General features: G+C 30.7%; 16 protein-coding genes. 3 read left to right on the forward strand and 13 right to left on the reverse strand.

Annotated features, from left to right (window positions below):
• Positions 1-150 precede the first annotated feature (150 nt).
• The 3 genes from VIM70_RS21340 to VIM70_RS21350 all read right to left on the reverse strand — a co-directional run bounded on the left by VIM70_RS21340 (position 151) and on the right by VIM70_RS21350 (position 3,238).
• Positions 151-1,152: a GGGtGRT protein gene (locus VIM70_RS21340; protein ID WP_331947798.1), complete on the reverse strand. Its 1,002-nt coding sequence runs from the start codon at positions 1,150-1,152 to the stop codon at positions 151-153.
• A 25-nt stretch (positions 1,153-1,177) separates the two neighbouring features.
• On the reverse strand, positions 1,178-1,870 hold the full coding sequence (locus VIM70_RS21345) for a hypothetical protein (RefSeq protein ID WP_331947799.1): 693 nt from the start codon (positions 1,868-1,870) through the stop codon (positions 1,178-1,180).
• A 201-nt stretch (positions 1,871-2,071) separates the two neighbouring features.
• Complete coding sequence (locus VIM70_RS21350; protein ID WP_331947800.1) at positions 2,072-3,238, reverse strand: M20 family metallopeptidase; 1,167 nt, start codon at positions 3,236-3,238, stop codon at positions 2,072-2,074.
• Positions 3,239-3,464: 226 nt separating this feature from the next.
• Here VIM70_RS21350 and VIM70_RS21355 point away from each other — a divergent pair, with 226 nt between their 5' ends.
• Positions 3,465-4,109: an MtnX-like HAD-IB family phosphatase gene (locus VIM70_RS21355; RefSeq protein ID WP_331947801.1), complete on the forward strand. Its 645-nt coding sequence runs from the start codon at positions 3,465-3,467 to the stop codon at positions 4,107-4,109.
• Positions 4,110-4,200: 91 nt separating this feature from the next.
• On the opposite strand, the gene VIM70_RS21360 is transcribed toward VIM70_RS21355, so the two are convergent.
• The 4 genes from VIM70_RS21360 to VIM70_RS21375 form a co-directional block, all read right to left on the reverse strand.
• Complete coding sequence (locus VIM70_RS21360) at positions 4,201-5,034, reverse strand: deoxyribonuclease IV (RefSeq protein ID WP_331947802.1); 834 nt, start codon at positions 5,032-5,034, stop codon at positions 4,201-4,203.
• A 186-nt stretch (positions 5,035-5,220) separates the two neighbouring features.
• Entirely contained in the window at positions 5,221-6,297 is a 1,077-nt protein-coding gene (locus VIM70_RS21365) for a Xaa-Pro peptidase family protein (protein WP_331947803.1), read from the reverse strand.
• A 258-nt stretch (positions 6,298-6,555) separates the two neighbouring features.
• A complete protein-coding gene (locus VIM70_RS21370; RefSeq protein WP_331947804.1) occupies positions 6,556-6,978 on the reverse strand; it encodes a DUF6465 family protein in 423 nt (140 codons plus the stop codon).
• Positions 6,979-7,328: 350 nt separating this feature from the next.
• Entirely contained in the window at positions 7,329-8,108 is a 780-nt protein-coding gene (locus VIM70_RS21375; RefSeq protein ID WP_331947805.1) for a hypothetical protein, read from the reverse strand.
• Positions 8,109-8,448: 340 nt separating this feature from the next.
• Here VIM70_RS21375 and VIM70_RS21380 point away from each other — a divergent pair, with 340 nt between their 5' ends.
• A complete protein-coding gene (locus VIM70_RS21380) occupies positions 8,449-8,655 on the forward strand; it encodes a ground-like protein (protein ID WP_331947806.1) in 207 nt (68 codons plus the stop codon).
• Between the two features lie 48 nt (positions 8,656-8,703).
• On the opposite strand, the gene VIM70_RS21385 is transcribed toward VIM70_RS21380, so the two are convergent.
• From VIM70_RS21385 to VIM70_RS21410, 6 genes are all read right to left on the reverse strand, one after another.
• On the reverse strand, positions 8,704-10,320 hold the full coding sequence (locus VIM70_RS21385) for an ABC-F family ATP-binding cassette domain-containing protein (protein WP_331947807.1): 1,617 nt from the start codon (positions 10,318-10,320) through the stop codon (positions 8,704-8,706).
• Between the two features lie 135 nt (positions 10,321-10,455).
• Positions 10,456-11,670 carry a DEAD/DEAH box helicase gene (locus tag VIM70_RS21390; protein ID WP_331947808.1) on the reverse strand — a complete coding sequence of 405 codons (1,215 nt, stop codon included), beginning with the start codon at positions 11,668-11,670 and terminating at the stop codon, positions 10,456-10,458.
• A gap of 15 nt (positions 11,671-11,685) precedes the next feature.
• Positions 11,686-13,854 carry a DNA helicase RecQ gene (gene recQ, locus VIM70_RS21395; RefSeq protein ID WP_331947809.1) on the reverse strand — a complete coding sequence of 723 codons (2,169 nt, stop codon included), beginning with the start codon at positions 13,852-13,854 and terminating at the stop codon, positions 11,686-11,688.
• A gap of 326 nt (positions 13,855-14,180) precedes the next feature.
• Entirely contained in the window at positions 14,181-14,564 is a 384-nt protein-coding gene (locus VIM70_RS21400) for a response regulator (RefSeq protein ID WP_331947810.1), read from the reverse strand.
• 19 nt (positions 14,565-14,583) lie between these two features.
• On the reverse strand, positions 14,584-15,342 hold the full coding sequence (locus tag VIM70_RS21405; RefSeq protein WP_331947811.1) for a LytTR family DNA-binding domain-containing protein: 759 nt from the start codon (positions 15,340-15,342) through the stop codon (positions 14,584-14,586).
• Between the two features lie 41 nt (positions 15,343-15,383).
• Positions 15,384-16,040 (reverse strand): sensor histidine kinase, encoded by a 657-nt coding sequence (locus VIM70_RS21410; protein ID WP_331947812.1) that lies wholly within the window; start codon positions 16,038-16,040, stop codon positions 15,384-15,386.
• A 300-nt stretch (positions 16,041-16,340) separates the two neighbouring features.
• Between VIM70_RS21410 and VIM70_RS21415 the strand changes: the two genes are divergently transcribed.
• On the forward strand, positions 16,341-16,832 hold the full coding sequence (locus VIM70_RS21415) for a YajQ family cyclic di-GMP-binding protein (protein ID WP_331947813.1): 492 nt from the start codon (positions 16,341-16,343) through the stop codon (positions 16,830-16,832).
• The last annotated feature ends 259 nt before the right edge of the window (positions 16,833-17,091 follow it).

Below are 17,091 nucleotides of genomic sequence, written 5' to 3' on the forward strand. Positions count from 1 at the left end.
AGCCCCGCATTTAGCCAATTATTACTAAATGTGGGGCTTGTCCGTCATCTATTTTTCCCAAACTTTATTATGAGTTTGTGGAACTTTATTATTAGATGGGGAACTTTATTATTAGATGGGGAACTTTATTATTATGGTACAAAATACTTCTTATTTATTCATTGCTTCTTCTACTGCAACCGCAACTGCAACTGAAGCTCCAACCATAGGATTATTTCCCATACCTATAAGTCCCATCATTTCAACATGAGCTGGAACAGAAGACGAACCTGCGAATTGTGCATCTGAATGCATTCTTCCCATTGTATCTGTCATTCCGTATGAAGCAGGACCTGCTCCCATATTGTCTGGGTGAAGAGTTCTACCAGTACCACCACCTGATGCAACTGAGAAGAATTTCTTTCCTTGCTCAATGCATTCTTTTTTATAAGTACCAGCAACTGGATGTTGGAATCTTGTTGGGTTTGTAGAGTTACCTGTAATTGAAACATCTACTCCCTCAGAGTGCATAATTGCAACGCCTTCACGTACATCATCTGCTCCGTAACATCTTACTTTAGATTTTTCTCCATCTGAAAAAGCCGTTTCTTTAACTACTGTTAATTTACTTGTGTAATAATCAAACTTTGTTTGAACATAAGTAAATCCATTAACTCTTGAAATTATATAAGCGGCATCTTTTCCAAGACCGTTTAATATTACTTTTAATGGTTCTGTTCTTACTATATTAGCGGCTCTTGCAAGGCCAATTGCTCCTTCAGCAGCAGCAAAAGATTCATGTCCAGCTAAAAATGCAAAACATTTTGTTTCTTCGCGTAAAAGCATAGCTGCTAAATTACCATGACCAATTCCAACTTTTCTATCATCAGCAACAGAACCTGGTATACAAAATGATTGAAGTCCTTCTCCAATGTATACTGCAGCATCTGCAGCCTTAGTACAACCTTTTTTAATTGCAATAGCTGCTCCAACTGAATATGCCCAACAAGCATTTTCAAATGCTATAGGTTGAATTCCTTTAACTATTCCAAAAACATCGATACCTTTATCTTCACAAATTTTTCTTGCATCTTCAAGTGAATTTATTCCGTGTTTCTTTAATACGGGTAGTATCTGATTTATTCTTCTTTCATAACTCTCAAATAAAGCCATTTAATTATTCCTCCTTTTTATATTATTATTGTTGTCTTGGGTCGATTACTTTTACTGCTTCATCAAATCTACCATAAGTTCCAGTAGCTTTTTTCATAGCTTCGTTAGCATCCATACCCTTTTTAATCATGTCCATCATTTTTCCTAATTGAACAAATTTATAACCTATTATTTCACTATTTTTATCAAGTGCTATGTTAGATACATAACCCTCAGCCATTTCTAAGTATCTAGGTCCCTTAGCCAGTGATCCATACATTGTTCCAACTTGACTTCTAAGGCCTTTTCCTAAATCTTCAAGTCCAGCGCCGATAGGTAGTCCACCTTCTGAGAATGCAGTTTGAGTTCTTCCGTATACTATTTGAAGGAATAACTCTCTCATAGCTGTATTTATTGCATCACAAACTAAATCTGTATTTAATGCTTCCAAAATAGTTTTTCCTGGAAGAATTTCTGAAGCCATAGCTGCTGAATGAGTACTACCAGAACATCCTATTACCTCAACTAATGCTTCCTGTATTATTCCTTCTTTTACGTTTAATGTAAGCTTACAGGCACCTTGCTGTGGAGCACACCATCCAATTCCATGTGTTAAACCTGAGATATCCTTAATTTCTTTACTTTGTACCCATTTTCCTTCTTCAGGAATTGGTGCAGAACCATGATTAGGTCCTTTTGCAACACAAATCATTTCTGAAACTTCTGTTGAATAAATCATAATATTATCTCCTTCCTTATGTATATTGTAATTTAATAAACTATTTAATTAGTGGGAACTAAAAAATCCCACCGGGTCATTAATTGAAATACGCTACAATTCTATTTTAACAAACATATGCCAACTTAACAATAGCATTCTAAATACAATTCTATTTAATTTGTCGAAAAAGCACTTTCGAGGTCTAGTTTTACTAATATATTAAACTGATTCTAAACTTTTAGCAAACTCTTTTTTTATTTTAGAAAGCAATTCGCGCTCTGTAATAACGTCATATCCAGTACAGGCAAGTGCCATAACTCCTGTAATTAAAGCATCATGAGCCTGCTTGGTAATTGTTGCTTTGGCCATTTCTTCTGTATGTAAGTTAAGTTTTGGATTGCCTATTCCAAGTAGTGGATGTATGGACGGTACAATATAACTTACATTTCCCATGTCTAATGATCCAATGTTCTCAGATGGATTAATATCTGTAATGCCCAGCAACCTCATATTTTTATTAAAAGAATCAGATAAATTTTTGTTTGTATTCATATCATCAAAGGGAGGTTCATATAAACTAACTTCCAGAGTTGCTCCCGTCATCATTGCTGCTCCATTCGCTATGTTTTTAACCTTTTGAATTATTTCCTTCAAATTATTTTTTTTCGAGGCTCTTATATAAAATTTTGCAACAGCCTTGTCTGGTACTATGTTAGCCGCTTTACCGCCCTCGCTGATAATTCCATGTATCCTAACATCTGACGTAACATGTTGTCTTAAAGCATTTATACCATTGAACATTAATATAACTGCGTCCAGTGCATTAATTCCATTTTCCGGTGAGCTTGATGCATGGCTTGATTTTCCTGTAAAATCAAACTTCAAAGCTTCCATTGCCAATGATGGACCACTCTCACAATTTTTCCCATATGGGTGCATCATCATAGCAACATCAACATTGTCAAAGACTCCTTGCTCAGCCATATCAATTTTTGCACCACATGTTTCCTCAGCGGGAGTACCATAAACCTCTATTGTTCCACCCACTTCTCCTATTACTTTACTTAAAGCTATTGCTGCGCCAACACTTATCGTACCTATCATATCATGTCCACATCCATGCCCTATTCCTGGCAATGCATCATATTCACACAAAAATGCAATGGTAGGCCCTTCTAAATTACTTTTATATACTGCTTTAAATGCAGTTTCTCTATTAGCTATACCAATTTTAACTTTGAAAGCATGTTCTGATAATAAAGATGTTAATTTTTCCACAGCTTTAAATTCCTCATCACCTAATTCTGGGTTATAAAAAATATAATCATTTATTTCCCATAGTCTTTCTTTTATTTTTTCAACTTGTTCAATAATTTGATTTTTCATTTTGTTATACCCCTTTCTAACTTATATCCATAAATTTAACAGTATATTATAGATAATTTTTATTACAGTTATTATAGGTTAATGGTGTTTCCAAGTCAATAACTAAGTTCCATAAAGGCATTTTAAATGTTTTGAGTATATCATTACATATCTTTATTTTTTTGTTATACTATTCTAGAAGTTGCGCAAACTAAATTCAGAATAAATTTACAAGGAGATTAATATAATGAAAGATTTTGCATTTATATCTGATTTTGATGGAACTCTTACAAAAAAAGATTTCTATAAAATGTTATCAGATACATACTATAAAAAAGAACTTGAGCCCATATTTAAATCTTGGAAAAATGGTGAAATGAAGGATAGAGAATATTTAAACTATGTTTTTAATAATGTACACAGAAATGAAGTCGAACTTCACGAAGATATTTTAAATATCGCCTTTGACCCAGCCGCTAAAGCTTTCATTGAGCGAGTCAAAGCTGCTGGTGGTGACTTTATTGTTATTAGTGCTGGAACAAATTATTACATAGATAAGGTATTAGAGAAAAATAATATTGAAGGCGTGGATGTTTATTCTAATAAATCTATTTTTAAAGATAATGGTATTCACTTTGATTTAGATGAACAAGGTGAATTTTATTCGGACCTATATGGCATCGATAAATTAATTGTACTTCAAAAGCTAAAAGCTAACTACAAGAAAGTCTTTTATGCTGGTGATAGTACCCCCGATCTTAAACCTGCATTAGAATCAGATGTAGTTTTTGCTAAAGGAAAGTTAGTAAATCTTTTAAAAAAAGAAAAAAAAGAATTTATTGAGTTTGAAAACTTTTCAGAAATTTGGGATAAGCTAAAAATATACTTATAATGGCTCAAAAATATAATAGTAAATCAAACTTAAATACTAAAGTTGATTTACTATAATTATATATGAAATAATATATTTAGCTCCTACTGTGTTATTCTAGGTATACCCCTCTTAATATCTTAATTTCCTCAGCATGACCAGCTAATTCATTTGGAGTTTCAAGGTAGAATGGTAAGTGACGTAGTTTTGGGTGATTAATAATTCTAGTAATAGCTTGGAGCCCAATAGAGCCTTCGCCTATTGTTTCATGGCGATCTTTATGACTTTCAAATGGATTTTTACTATCATTTAAATGAATTGCATAAAGCTTATCAAGACCAATAATTCTATCAAATTCATCTATTACTCCATCTAAATCATTAACTATATCATAACCAGCATCATATACGTGACAAGTATCAAGACATACACCCATTTTACCTGAAAGAGTAACTCCATCAAGAATTTGTTTTAATTCTTCAAATGTCCTGCCGACTTCTGTCCCCTTCCCTGACATTGTTTCAAGAAGTACTGTGGTAGTTTGTTCTGGTTTTAGTATATTGTTAAGCATATTTATAATATATTCTATACCTACATCTGTGCCTTGTTTTACATGACTACCCGGATGGAAGTTATAAAAACTATTTGGGAAAAATTCCATTCTAAGTAGATCATCTTTCATAATCATAACTGCGAATTCTCTTGTTTTTTCATCAGCAGAACAAGCATTTAGTGTGTATGGCGCATGTGCTAGGATTGTCGCAAACTTGTTTTCTTTTAATATTTCTAGTAATGCTTCTACATCCCTTGGATCAATTTCTTTCGCTTTACTACCTCTAGGATTCCGAGTAAAAAACTGAAATGTATTTGCTCCTATGCTAAGGGCATCAAGGCCCATAGCTTTATATCCTTTTGATACTGATAAATGGCAACCTATATTTAACATAATTGTTCCTCCAATAAAAAATTATATTTTTATTCTAGTATATCCCATACTTATACATTATATAAAAAAGGGGATATAGTTTACTCCCTGCAGTTAATAATGTAAAAGAGCTTCGATAAGATTTAAATTTATCAAAGCCCTTCTATTTACTTATGAGACACCCACTTTATTTAAAAGATACTTAATCTATCCTACAATAATTAGGTCTTTTGTATAATAATTTAATATCTCACAACCATCTTTTGTAACTATTACTAAATCTTCAATTCGAACTCCTACGTCACCTGGAATGTAAATACCTGGTTCTATGGAGAAAATTTGTCCCACTTGAACTTTGTCAGTATTAGCAGCTGAAACATCACCGAAATCATGAACTTCTATTCCTATTGAATGCCCTAATCTATGAGTAAAATATTTTCCATAACCCTTTTGCGTAATATAGTCTCTAGCTGCAGCATCGATATCGCAAAATCTAACTCCAGCTTTAACTTTCTCAATTCCTCTTTTATTTGCTTCTTTAACTATTTCATAAACTTCTCTACTGTGTTCTGATACTGTTTTATAGAAAACAGTTCTAGTCATATCTGAGCAGTATGAATTCATTTTGCATCCGATATCAATAACTATGCTGTCTCCTTCTTTAACTGTTGATTCATTCATTTCATGATGAGGGTCAGCAGCATTTGCACCATAACCTATAATTGGATCAAATGAATGCCCTTCTGCGCCCACTTCTTCCCATATATCTCCCAGTAACTTTCCCATTTTCTTTTCAGAATGTTTTTCTGGAATAAGTTTTATCATTTTATCCATAGCAACATCATTTAATTTTGATGCTATTCTCATTAAATCTTTTTCTACTTCGTCCTTACACATTCGTACTCGATCAAGAATTTCAGACCCATTAACAAATGAACTGCCGCCATTTAGTTGCATTAGTTTTATTAAGAAATGTGCTGGCCAATTTTTGTCAATTCCAATTGGTTTGTCTTTTTCAACGTTTCTTGCAACAATTTCTATGGGACTCTGAGTATCGCTAAACCATATCTTTTCTACCCCTAAGTCTTCACTTACAGGGAATAACTCATTAATAAATATTTTGTTGTGTCCATTTAAGTTAATATAGAGTACAAGCATTCTCTCTCCAGATAAAATCCATTTTCCCGTAAGATAGTATATAGCTGCTGGATCAGAAACTATCATCTGAGGTATTTTCATATCTTCCATAATCTCTAGAACTTTACTTAGTCTTTCTTCCAACATTAAAAATCCCCTCCTAAAATATTTTGATTCTCTGCATTTGGCAGGGAACTGTTACTACCTTCAATCTATCATAAAATTTTATCAATGTACATGCTTTTTTAGTTATTACATTATTCTTTCAGTCTTCTTTCTATTTTAAATGTTAAATTAATATTCTTTACTTTGAATAACTTCATAGAAAACTAATTTTTTCCTAAAATAAAAAAGGCCATAAGCCTTCTCTACTTTTAGTTAAATCATCTCCTGCGGAGCTACATATTAAGATAATTTAATGTCTAATTTAATATCTCCATTTACCATACAATAGGCTGTATCTTCTTCAACTTTTATATAAATATCTAATGTTTTAAGGTCTGAAATTTTATGAGATTTTGTCCATTCTTCATGGACTTTTTCTAGTATTGTTTCTTTAGAAATCTCTTTTCCTTGATATTGCACATAAAAACCAACATTGATTTTCTTAGCTATTGTTTTCTTAGCTGTAGTTCTCTTAGCTACCGTTTTTTTTGCAGCAGTAGTTGCCCTTGCAGCTTTTGATTTAACATTTTTAGCAATATCCTTTACCGCATTAATAGTCTTATCAACATTTTCTTTTGTAGCATCAGACACTATTGTTATTGCCTCTTCTGTATCCACATTCATAGCTTCTTTATCAGAAGTCAAAACATTATTTTCTTCCATATCATTTACCCCCGTTTATATTTTTTTTATGTTTCCTATTATACTATATATTTTTTAAAAAATCCTTTTTTACATAATTTTTTAACAAGAATTAGGTCAAAGTATAGGCTATAACTAGAATTTAATATTCGTTTTGTAATTATTTATCTTATCATAACATAAAATTTAATATATTACTATATTTTGTTAACAAATACATAATTATACTTTTCTTGTTGATATAGATCTATTTTTTCTTTAAATATTCACATAAAAAAAATAAGAATACCAAATTGGCACCCTTATTTTTCGTATTTTCTATTAACAGTAAATATAACTGTAATTAACTAAGAGATAATAGTTTATTGAGCCTATTTTAATTTAAAACCCTTAACTAATTGATCATATTTAGTTTCCATGTTGTCTTTTCCAGCTACTTCTAATTTAAATCCTGTACCTGCAAGTTTTTTAACATCTAGCCCAGCTTTAATTAGTGGTTCTGCCTTAAGTACAAATTCCATATCTTCATCGGTTTTCCCCAAAGTCTGTGCCCAATGTACTGAATTGCCGTCTCCAACCATTAGCATAAAGTGTTTTTCTTCTTTATTTTCAGTGAGTATCATTGGTGATTGATTTATAAGTTTTTGAAGTGCCTCTTCTGAACCATTTGTAACTTCCTTTTTATCACTTATATTAGCAGTTTTAATTATGCGATTAGGTAAATCCATGCCATCCAATTTTTCTGCTGGTGCATATAACCACTCATTTTTGTCTAATTTGGTTACATCTAGTCCTGCTTTAACAAGTGGGTCTGCAAGCATTACCATGGCTAAATCTGCTTTATTTGCTGACGTGTCACTGGTCCACTCAAACTTTTCTCCACTTGGAAGCTTAAATCCCCAATGCTTCATTTCCTTATGAAAACCTTTATTAGCTGGATATGCCTTAACAATCGCATTAAATGCTTTAAGACCATTGACTACATCCATATTTTCTGCTGGTGTTTTTGTTCCTTTTGCTGCCATATTTCCTGCTGGTGCTTTAGTTGCTGTTGGTGTTTTAGTTCCTGTTGCTGCTTTGCTACATCCCGCTACTGATAACACTATTACAGAAGAAAGAAGTATAGCTAATAATTTTTTAGTATTTTTCATATAATTACAACTCCTAAAATATATTTGTTCGTCTATAAGTATAGGATACCCAATTCTTATGTAGATAATATGAAGAAATATGATAATTCAAAAGTTTTTTTAAATTACTACCACTATTTTACATTCACATTTAATATAATACGGAATATATTATATTACACCTACAACCTCCTTAATTTAATGATTTTTTTAAAAAAGTCCATAACTTATTTGTGTTGGTATTAATACCAAAGCAAATTCAATACTTAAGTTTAAGGATAAAATTTCTTCTTAAAGTAGCTAGTTAAATTACTTTAGTTGATTTTTAAACTTTTACTTATCAAATAAGGAGGTTATTTATATGAGTCATAGACATAATAATTGTTGTTGTAGCAAACCTGTAAGTTGCTGTAAGCCTGTTTGTAATTGTGAAAATAATTGTGGAAACGGATGCGGAACTGGTGGCATAGGTGGCTTTGGTGGTGGAGGTATCTTGATACTTCTTTTACTATTGGGCGTTGGTGGCATTGGTGGACGTGGCTGTGGAAGAGGTTTTGGCCTTTTTTAGCTCATTAATTTTAAAAGGCACTTCTAATAAAATAGAAGTGCCTTTTTTTTATTTGTACATAAGTTCTAGTTCTTTTTGAATTTCATCATTTTCTATAAACTCATCATAACCCATTTGTTTATCCATTATTCCCTTAGGAGTAATCTCTATTATTCTATTTGCAACTGTTGCAACTAACTGAGAGTCATGCGATGATAATAACATTGTTCCTGTAAAGCTAGTTAACCCATTGTTTAAAGCAGTAATAGACTCTAAATCTAAATGGTTAGTAGGTTCATCGAAGATTAACACATTAGCATTACTAAGCATCATTTTAGATAACATACATCTAACCTTTTCTCCACCGGACAATACACTAGCTTTTTTAAGAGCTTCTTCTCCTGAGAAAAGCATTCTCCCTAAAAAGCCTCTAATAAAGCTTTCAGCCTTTTCTTCTGAATACTGCCTAAGCCAATCAACTAAAGTGCAATCTATACCATAAAAATACTCTGTGTTATCCTTTGGTAGGTAAGCTCTTGAGGTAGTAACTCCCCATTTAATCTCACCACTATCTGGCTGAATTTCACCCATTAATATCTTAAATAAGGTAGTTTTAGCTAATTCATTTGCACCTGTAAAAGCAATCTTATCTCCCTTGCTAACTATAAACGTCAAATTATCAATAAGTTTTACTCCATCAATAGTTTTATTTAAATTTTCAACTGTTAACAAATCATTTCCAGCTTCTCTTTCTGGCTTAAATCCGACAAATGGATATTTACGAGAAGAAGGTTTTATATCATCTAAAGTCAATTTATCTAATTGCTTTTTACGAGAAGTAGCCTGTTTTGCTTTAGAAGCATTCGAACTAAATCTAGCAATAAAGTTTTGAAGTTCTGCAATTTTCTCTTCTTTTTTCTTGTTCTGATCCTTAGCCATTTGAAGGGCCAATTGACTAGACTCATACCAGAAATCATAATTTCCAACAAATAATTGAATTTTACTAAAATCTATATCAGCAACATGAGTACATATTTTATTTAAAAAATGTCTATCATGGGAAACAACTATAACAGTCGACTCAAAATTGAGCAAGAAACTCTCAAGCCAATTTTTAGATTTTATATCTAAGTTGTTTGTAGGCTCATCTAGTAATAGAATATCTGGTTTACCAAATAAAGTTTGCGCTAGAAGCACCTTAACTTTTTCTGATCCGGTTAATTCCTTCATTTTTTTATTTTGAAGTTCTTCAGTTATTCCAAGTCCCATTAGTAGAGTTGAAGCTTCTGATTCAGCTTCCCATCCATTAAGTTCTGCAAATTCCCCTTCTAGTTCTGAAGCTTTCATTCCATCTTCATCTGTAAAATCTGATTTAGCATATAATTCATCTTTTTGTTTCATTATTTCAAACAGTCTAACATGACCCATCATTACTGTTTGAAGAACTTCATTTTCATCAAATTCAAAATGGTCCTGCTTAAGTACTGCGAGTCTTTCTCCAGGTGTAATGAAAACATCTCCTGTATTTGCTTCAATTTCACCTGACAATATTTTAAGAAATGTTGATTTACCGGCACCATTAGCACCAATTAGTCCATAACAATTACCAGGATTAAATTTTATATTAACATTATCAAATAATTTACGTGCACCATATCTTAAACTTATATTATTTGTACTAATCATATATTTATAAATACCTCCATATATTAAGTAATTTCAACCTAGGATAATGTAATTTCATTCTAGTCGAAACTACTCATCTATTATACCACAAGGAATTAAACTAAGCTATTGTAATATATTTAATTCCTTATTTTGTTATTTATTATTGAAATTAGACGTTTTATTGCTATTTTTAGGATTACCGACCATTTGCTTTGCTTTAGGTATATATTTTGCATCTATAATTCTTCCCATGCGAATATCTTTTAGCGTAATTTCTATGTTAAAATCTTTTTCATAGCTTTTAATGAGATCAAGTTCTCTCTCTACTGCTATTGATAGTGCTAACCCTTGATTGCCCATTCTTCCAGTTCTACCTACCCTATGTAAATAGTCCTTAGAATTTTCTGGTATATCTAGATTAAATATATGTGTTACTCCCACTATATCAAGTCCTCTAGCTGCTAGATCAGAAGCCACTAAAAGTTGAATCTTACCTTCATTAAAATCCTCAATAGCTTTTTTTCTATTAATTTTATCAGAAGTTCCATGAATACCTTCTACCTTTAATCCATGATAGTTAAGTTTTGAAGTTGTAATTTCTACTTCATCACTTTTATTAATAAATATTATTGCTTTTTCAGGTTTAGTAGCACTTATAAGTTTTCTGAGTAGAGTCAGTTTGTCTCTTTGTTCAACTATAAAATATATATGCTCTATATTAGGGTTTACAACACTTTTATCCCCTACTTTAATAACCTCTGGATCCTTCATTAAAGTTTTAGCAATTTCTACTACTTTATGTGAAATCGTAGCTGAGAATATCATAATTTGTCTATCACGAAGAGTAGTTTTTATTATTGCTTTTACTCCCTCTATATTATCCTCATCTATCATTCTATCGCCTTCATCTATTACAATAGTTTTTACCCCGTGAGATTTTAACTTCTTCATTGTTATAAGTTCTAAAATCCTTCCTGCAGAACCAACTACTATGTGTGGTTTTTCCTTAAGAGACTCTAACTGCCTTTTAATGTTAACATTTCCTATTATGCTAGTAGATTTGACGTTGCTATTTGAATTTTCCGATAACAATTCTATCTGCTTATGTATTTGCATTGCAAGTTCATGAGTAGGCGCAAGTATAATTGCTTGAATATCTTTAGATGATATATCTATTTTTTGAAATATAGGCAATAAGTAAGCCAAAGTTTTGCCTGTACCGGTTTCTGATTCTCCTATAATGTCCGAACCTGCAAGTCCCATTGGAATAGCCTTTACCTGAATTTCCGTAGGGCTTTCAATCCCTTGTTTTTTTAAACCCTCTATTAGGTTTTCTTGTAATCCTAGTTCATTAAATAAATTTTCCATGTTTTCTCCTTTATTCTAAGAAATTTTATTGTTAGCATATTTAAATATTGTTGCTTTTATTGCTAAATAATCTATTTCATCCGGTAAAGCTTCTTTAATAGGTCTGAGCTTAGTAGCACCAATTTTTTCTATCACTTCAATGATAAGTGCTTCATGATGTTTTGGAATAAAATCATCTAAATTAACATCAAAACCCTCAGCAGCACATTTAAATATATGTTCTTGTACTGTTAGACTTTTAAGTTTTCTCTCGCTAATTATTTCCTCTACGCTTTTACCCTCTTTATACAAATTGTAAGTAATAACATAGCTAGGCACCTTGTCTTCATTTTTAGGATCTGACTTCACAACACCTTGCGTTTGAACATCAGCTTCTTCATTATATAGTATTTCTTCCTTAAGTTCTATATTGTTGTCGACCATATATTTTTTAATAACCTGGATGAATTCCTCTCCGTACTTATTAAGCTTAGATTCCCCAACCCCTTTGATATTAAGCATTTCTTTTTTATTTACTGGGAAATACTCACTCATCTCTCTTAATGCACTATCAGCAAAAACAATATATGGTGGAACCTTTTCTCTCTCAGAAATCTCTTTTCTAAGTGTGCGCAATATTTCGAATAATCCAGTATCACGAACAACCTTAGCTTTCTTTTTCTCAATTTTTTGATACACTTTTTCTTCATTTCTAAGTACTGCCACAGCTTTTTCTTTTAAATGAACCACTGGGAATTGGCCATCAGCTAAGGATAGATATTCTTCAGCTGTAAGAACATTTATAAGGTCCCTTATCTCTTTAACAGTATATTGCTTTATAATCCCATATGTGGATAACTTATCGAATCCAAGATCCAAAACTTTTTTATTCTTTGAGCCACGGAGCACTTCCGCAATTAAGGAAGTACCATACCTTTCCTTCATTCGAAAGATGCAAGAAAATATTTTTTGTGCTTCAATAGTTATATCTACAAGTTCACTCTCATCATTGCAGGTGCTACAATTTCCACATTTGTCTACAACATTTTCTTCTCCGAAATATTCCAAAATAAACTTTCGTAGGCACCTAGTTGTATGCGCGTAATCCACCATAGCTTGAAGTTTCTTATATTCATTAACTTTTCTTTGAGTTGACTCGGTGCTTTGCTCTATAAAGAATTTTTGAAGCAAAACATCTGCTGCAGAAAATAACAATATACATTCACTAGGCTCTCCATCTCGCCCAGAACGTCCAGCCTCTTGATAATAAGCCTCCATACTTTTAGTCAAATTATAATGAATTACATATCTAACATTTGATTTATCTATCCCCATTCCAAAAGCATTTGTAGCTATAATAATGTTTATATCATCATACAAAAACTTTTCTTGGTTTTGCTTTCGTTCTTCATCTCCTAGTCCCGCATGGTATTTGCCCACATTGTAGCCTTTTTTACGCAAAAGATCATAAAGATTATTTGTTTCCTTTCTTGTGGCTGTGTAAATTATCCCTACTTTATCTTTATTATCTTGAATATATTTTAAAACAAAATCTCTTTTGTTTTCTCCACGAATAACAGTAAAACTCAAATTTTCTCTATTAAAACCAGTTACATATACATCTGGCTCTCTTAATTTTAATAACTTTATAACGTCAGTTCTTACCTCTTGCGTTGCAGTAGCTGTAAATGCTGCTATTATTGGTCTTTCAGGTAATTTGTTTATTAGACTAGAAATTGCTGCATAACTAGGTCTAAAATCATGTCCCCATTGAGATACACAATGAGCCTCGTCCACAGCCAAAAATGATATTGTTAATCTATTTAGCATATTACAGAAAAAATCTGACTCTAGTCTTTCTGGTGCAACATAAAGAAGCTTAAACTCACCCTGTGCTACCTTATCAATTCTTTCATTAACTTCATTAATACTTAATGAACTATTTATGTATGTTGCAGCTATCCCGATACTATTTAAGGTATCTACTTGATCCTTCATAAGTGATATAAGTGGTGATATTACAAGTGTTACACCTTTGAGCATTAGCGCAGGAATCTGATAGCACACTGATTTTCCAGCACCCGTAGGCATTACAGCAAAAGTATCACGACCACTGAGAATACTCTCTATTACATTCTCTTGTCCTTTTCTAAAATTATCATATCCATAATATTTCTTTAATTTTTCTTGTGCGTCACGCAACATACATTTCTCCCTCTCATCAGTAATAATTTCTTACAATAGTATAACATTATTTTAAAAAATTTGTATCTTTATGGCGTGAACTTTTTATTTGATTAAATTCACATAATATAAATGAATTTTTAATTTCTGTACTTTAGTCAAAAGTTCTACTATTATTTATTTTCGTCAATTTTATGATATTTAAACAATATTATAATATTAAAACCCATTAGTCATTTAAATTTCAACCTTTGGCTTTATTGTAATCTCATAAAAAAATAGATTTAATCTTTTATTTTAAAAACAAAAGGTTAAACCTAAAAAATATCATAACATATTATACATTTTTAATTGCTTTTAATTCCTAATACATTTTGAGTTATGTCTAAAACTTCATTAAAATAAAAAGGCTTTGTAATGTATTTATCACACATAACCTCAAGACCTTTATGTTTATCTTCTGCTTGGCCTTTAGCTGTTAACAATACTATATATATATGTGGAAGCTTTAATTCTTTTTTTACTATATAACATACCTCATAACCGTTTATTTCAGGCATCATAATATCTAAAAATACCAGGTTGGGCCTTTCACTTTTGATTATACCCAAAGCCTTTTTCCCATCTTCAGCTAGAAGTATTTCTACCCCTTTCTCTTTAAATTCTTCAAGTATTTCCTCTAGTAATAACCTATTATTCACTTCATCATCAACTATTAGTATCTTTTTCATTTATACCTCTCAATCTTTATTACATATTAAGTATTTTTTTAAATTCCTTAACATAATGTCTACTTACAGGCACTTCCTCTTTCCAGCCTTCTATTTGGAGCACAAAAGTACTATTAAACCATGGAACTATTTTATAAATTCTATCTAAATTAACTAAATAGCTTTTATGACTTCTGAAAAAATTATGATAAATCAATTTGTTGCCTAATTGATTTAAAGTGTCATGTGTTGTAAAGGTTGCATTTTTAGTTAAAACAAACACTTCTTTATTAAGCACAGTGCAATATAATATATCTTGTGGTAACACAAGAAAAATACAATCATCCTTCCAAAGTGGTAGCCTTTTCATACCTTCAATGACTTTTTCTTCTGGAATTATACTATTATAACTATATGACGATGTATTTGTATTGCAATTATATCTTTCATTTATTTTATCCATGGTAATCGCTAGCCTTTTCTCTGAAAATGGTTTTAGAACATAATCCACAGCATTCATCTCAAATGCTTTTATAGCATATTTATCTAATACTGTTGCAAATACAATACTCACTGGGAAATCAAGATTGCATATTTCTTTTGCCAAAGTAAATCCGTCAATTTCTGGCATTTCTATATCTAGAAACACAATTTCTGGTTTAGATTTTTTTATAAATTCTAAAGCTGTTGAGGCATTAAAATACTTACCTATAATTTCTATTTCACTATTTTTACTTAAAATAAAACTTAGTTCGTCTAAAGACAATTTCTCGTCATCTACTAAAACTACCCTTAACATATACACCCCACCCATATATAGATTTCATCACAATAACAAACCTAAACGTATTTTATATTCTCTATTGGTATATTTAAAGTTATGTAGGTTCCAATTTGTGGTTTGCTAATTACTTCTAATTTAGAATTATATAAATCTTTAAATTGAGATGTTGAGGTTAAAATAGAACCACAATGCTCAAGACTTCGTATTTTCATTATTAAAGCATCCTCCATACCAACACCATCATCACTAATTTTCAATACTATTTTTTCACTATCCCTTTTAACCATAAAGGTTATAGTTCCTCCATGGTTTCTTTTCAAAATTCCATGGTTAACTGCATTGTCTATTAAATTATAAAGTGAGTTTTTAGGAATTATAAAATTTATATCTTCTTCTATATCATATTTAATATTTAACCTATCCCCAAATCTAACTTTTTGGATATATAAATAAGATTTTATATACTCTATTTCATCATATAAAAAAACGATTTTGTCACTTACTTTAAAATTAAATCTTAAATAGCTGCTAAGTTCTAAGACGACTTTCCTAGCTTCTTCAGAATTTTCCCTGCAAAGTGATAATATACTATTCAAAGTATTAAATATAAAATGTTCATTTATATGGTTTAATTTTTGCTTAGATTCATTTTTATCTTGAATATTATTTAACTCCTTAAATTCGCTCTCTTTATTTGTTATATCTACTCCCACAGATTTTTTTCTCCTTTTAAGTATTTACGTAAAATTTATTTATGGTTTTATTATATTTAGATAGATAGGTCATTTAAAATGTCTTATTTTTATGTTTAATAATATATCGTTTAATATTGTATATACCTTAGGGAAAAACAGAATTTATCTATAATTTAATACAAATAATTCAAAAAAATCTAATCTTTGTTCATTAACTACTGGACATTTACAAATTATTAATCTACTATTAATTAAGAGAATTCTATTTTGGCGCATTAATGTGCCAAAATATCTAAAATTTAAAGGAGGTTTTTAATTATGGCAGCCGCACATTCGTTTGACATAGTATCAGATGTAGATTTGCAAGAGGTAGACAATGCAATAAACCAAGCTTTAAAAGAAATTAAACAAAGGTATGATTTTAAAAATACTATTACTGAAATAAAACTAGTAAAAGAAGATATTAAAATTGTATCTGATGATGACTTTAAATTAAAATCAGTTGTAGAAGTTCTTGTAAGTAAATTAATCAAAAGAGGTATATCAGGGAAAGCATTAGATCTTGATAAACAAGAGGAGGCAACATTAGGTTCTGCAAGACAAACTGCTAAAATTATAAAAGGTATTTCTACAGAAAAGGCAAAAAAAATAATTTCTGAAATAAAATCTAGTAAACTTAAAGTTCAAGCTCAGATTATGGATAATCAATTAAGAATTACTAGTAAAGATCTTGACACGTTGCAGGAAGTAATGGCACTTGTAAAATCCAAGGATTTTGATATCGCTTTGCAATTCACAAATTTTAGATAATTACATTTTAAAGGTTAGTACCACCCGTACTAACCTTTTTTTATTTGCTCTAATAATTTACACTAATTACAAACTATTATGAATATTGTAATAATTAAAAACTTATGTATTTTTTATAAGGTATTATAATATTGTTTAAAATGACATACCATTATATTTTTTTTGCATAATACGTAAAAGTTTGTTAATTTTTATTTTTTTTTTTAAATATTTTCATAAACCTATTGACGTTTTATGTTATTTTTGCTACAATTTAATT

The sequence above is a fragment of the Clostridium sp. genome (assembly GCF_036569345.1).
In the GTDB taxonomy this organism is placed as follows: Bacteria; Bacillota; Clostridia; order Clostridiales; family Clostridiaceae; genus Clostridium_AD.

Excerpts from the sequence above, each read along its gene's own strand:
- VIM70_RS21340 (WP_331947798.1), bottom strand. The coding sequence starts at position 1,152 with ATGGCTTTATTTGAGAGTTATGAAAGAAGAATAAATCAGATACTACCC.
- VIM70_RS21345 (WP_331947799.1), bottom strand. The coding sequence starts at position 1,870 with ATGATTTATTCAACAGAAGTTTCAGAAATGATTTGTGTTGCAAAAGGA.
- VIM70_RS21350 (WP_331947800.1), bottom strand. The coding sequence starts at position 3,238 with ATGAAAAATCAAATTATTGAACAAGTTGAAAAAATAAAAGAAAGACTA.
- VIM70_RS21355 (WP_331947801.1), top strand. The coding sequence starts at position 3,465 with ATGAAAGATTTTGCATTTATATCTGATTTTGATGGAACTCTTACAAAA.
- VIM70_RS21360 (WP_331947802.1), bottom strand. The coding sequence starts at position 5,034 with ATGTTAAATATAGGTTGCCATTTATCAGTATCAAAAGGATATAAAGCT.
- VIM70_RS21365 (WP_331947803.1), bottom strand. The coding sequence starts at position 6,297 with ATGTTGGAAGAAAGACTAAGTAAAGTTCTAGAGATTATGGAAGATATG.
- VIM70_RS21370 (WP_331947804.1), bottom strand. The coding sequence starts at position 6,978 with ATGGAAGAAAATAATGTTTTGACTTCTGATAAAGAAGCTATGAATGTG.
- VIM70_RS21375 (WP_331947805.1), bottom strand. The coding sequence starts at position 8,108 with ATGAAAAATACTAAAAAATTATTAGCTATACTTCTTTCTTCTGTAATA.
- VIM70_RS21380 (WP_331947806.1), top strand. The coding sequence starts at position 8,449 with ATGAGTCATAGACATAATAATTGTTGTTGTAGCAAACCTGTAAGTTGC.
- VIM70_RS21385 (WP_331947807.1), bottom strand. The coding sequence starts at position 10,320 with ATGATTAGTACAAATAATATAAGTTTAAGATATGGTGCACGTAAATTA.
- VIM70_RS21390 (WP_331947808.1), bottom strand. The coding sequence starts at position 11,670 with ATGGAAAATTTATTTAATGAACTAGGATTACAAGAAAACCTAATAGAG.
- recQ (WP_331947809.1), bottom strand. The coding sequence starts at position 13,854 with ATGTTGCGTGACGCACAAGAAAAATTAAAGAAATATTATGGATATGAT.
- VIM70_RS21400 (WP_331947810.1), bottom strand. The coding sequence starts at position 14,564 with ATGAAAAAGATACTAATAGTTGATGATGAAGTGAATAATAGGTTATTA.
- VIM70_RS21405 (WP_331947811.1), bottom strand. The coding sequence starts at position 15,342 with ATGTTAAGGGTAGTTTTAGTAGATGACGAGAAATTGTCTTTAGACGAA.
- VIM70_RS21415 (WP_331947813.1), top strand. The coding sequence starts at position 16,341 with ATGGCAGCCGCACATTCGTTTGACATAGTATCAGATGTAGATTTGCAA.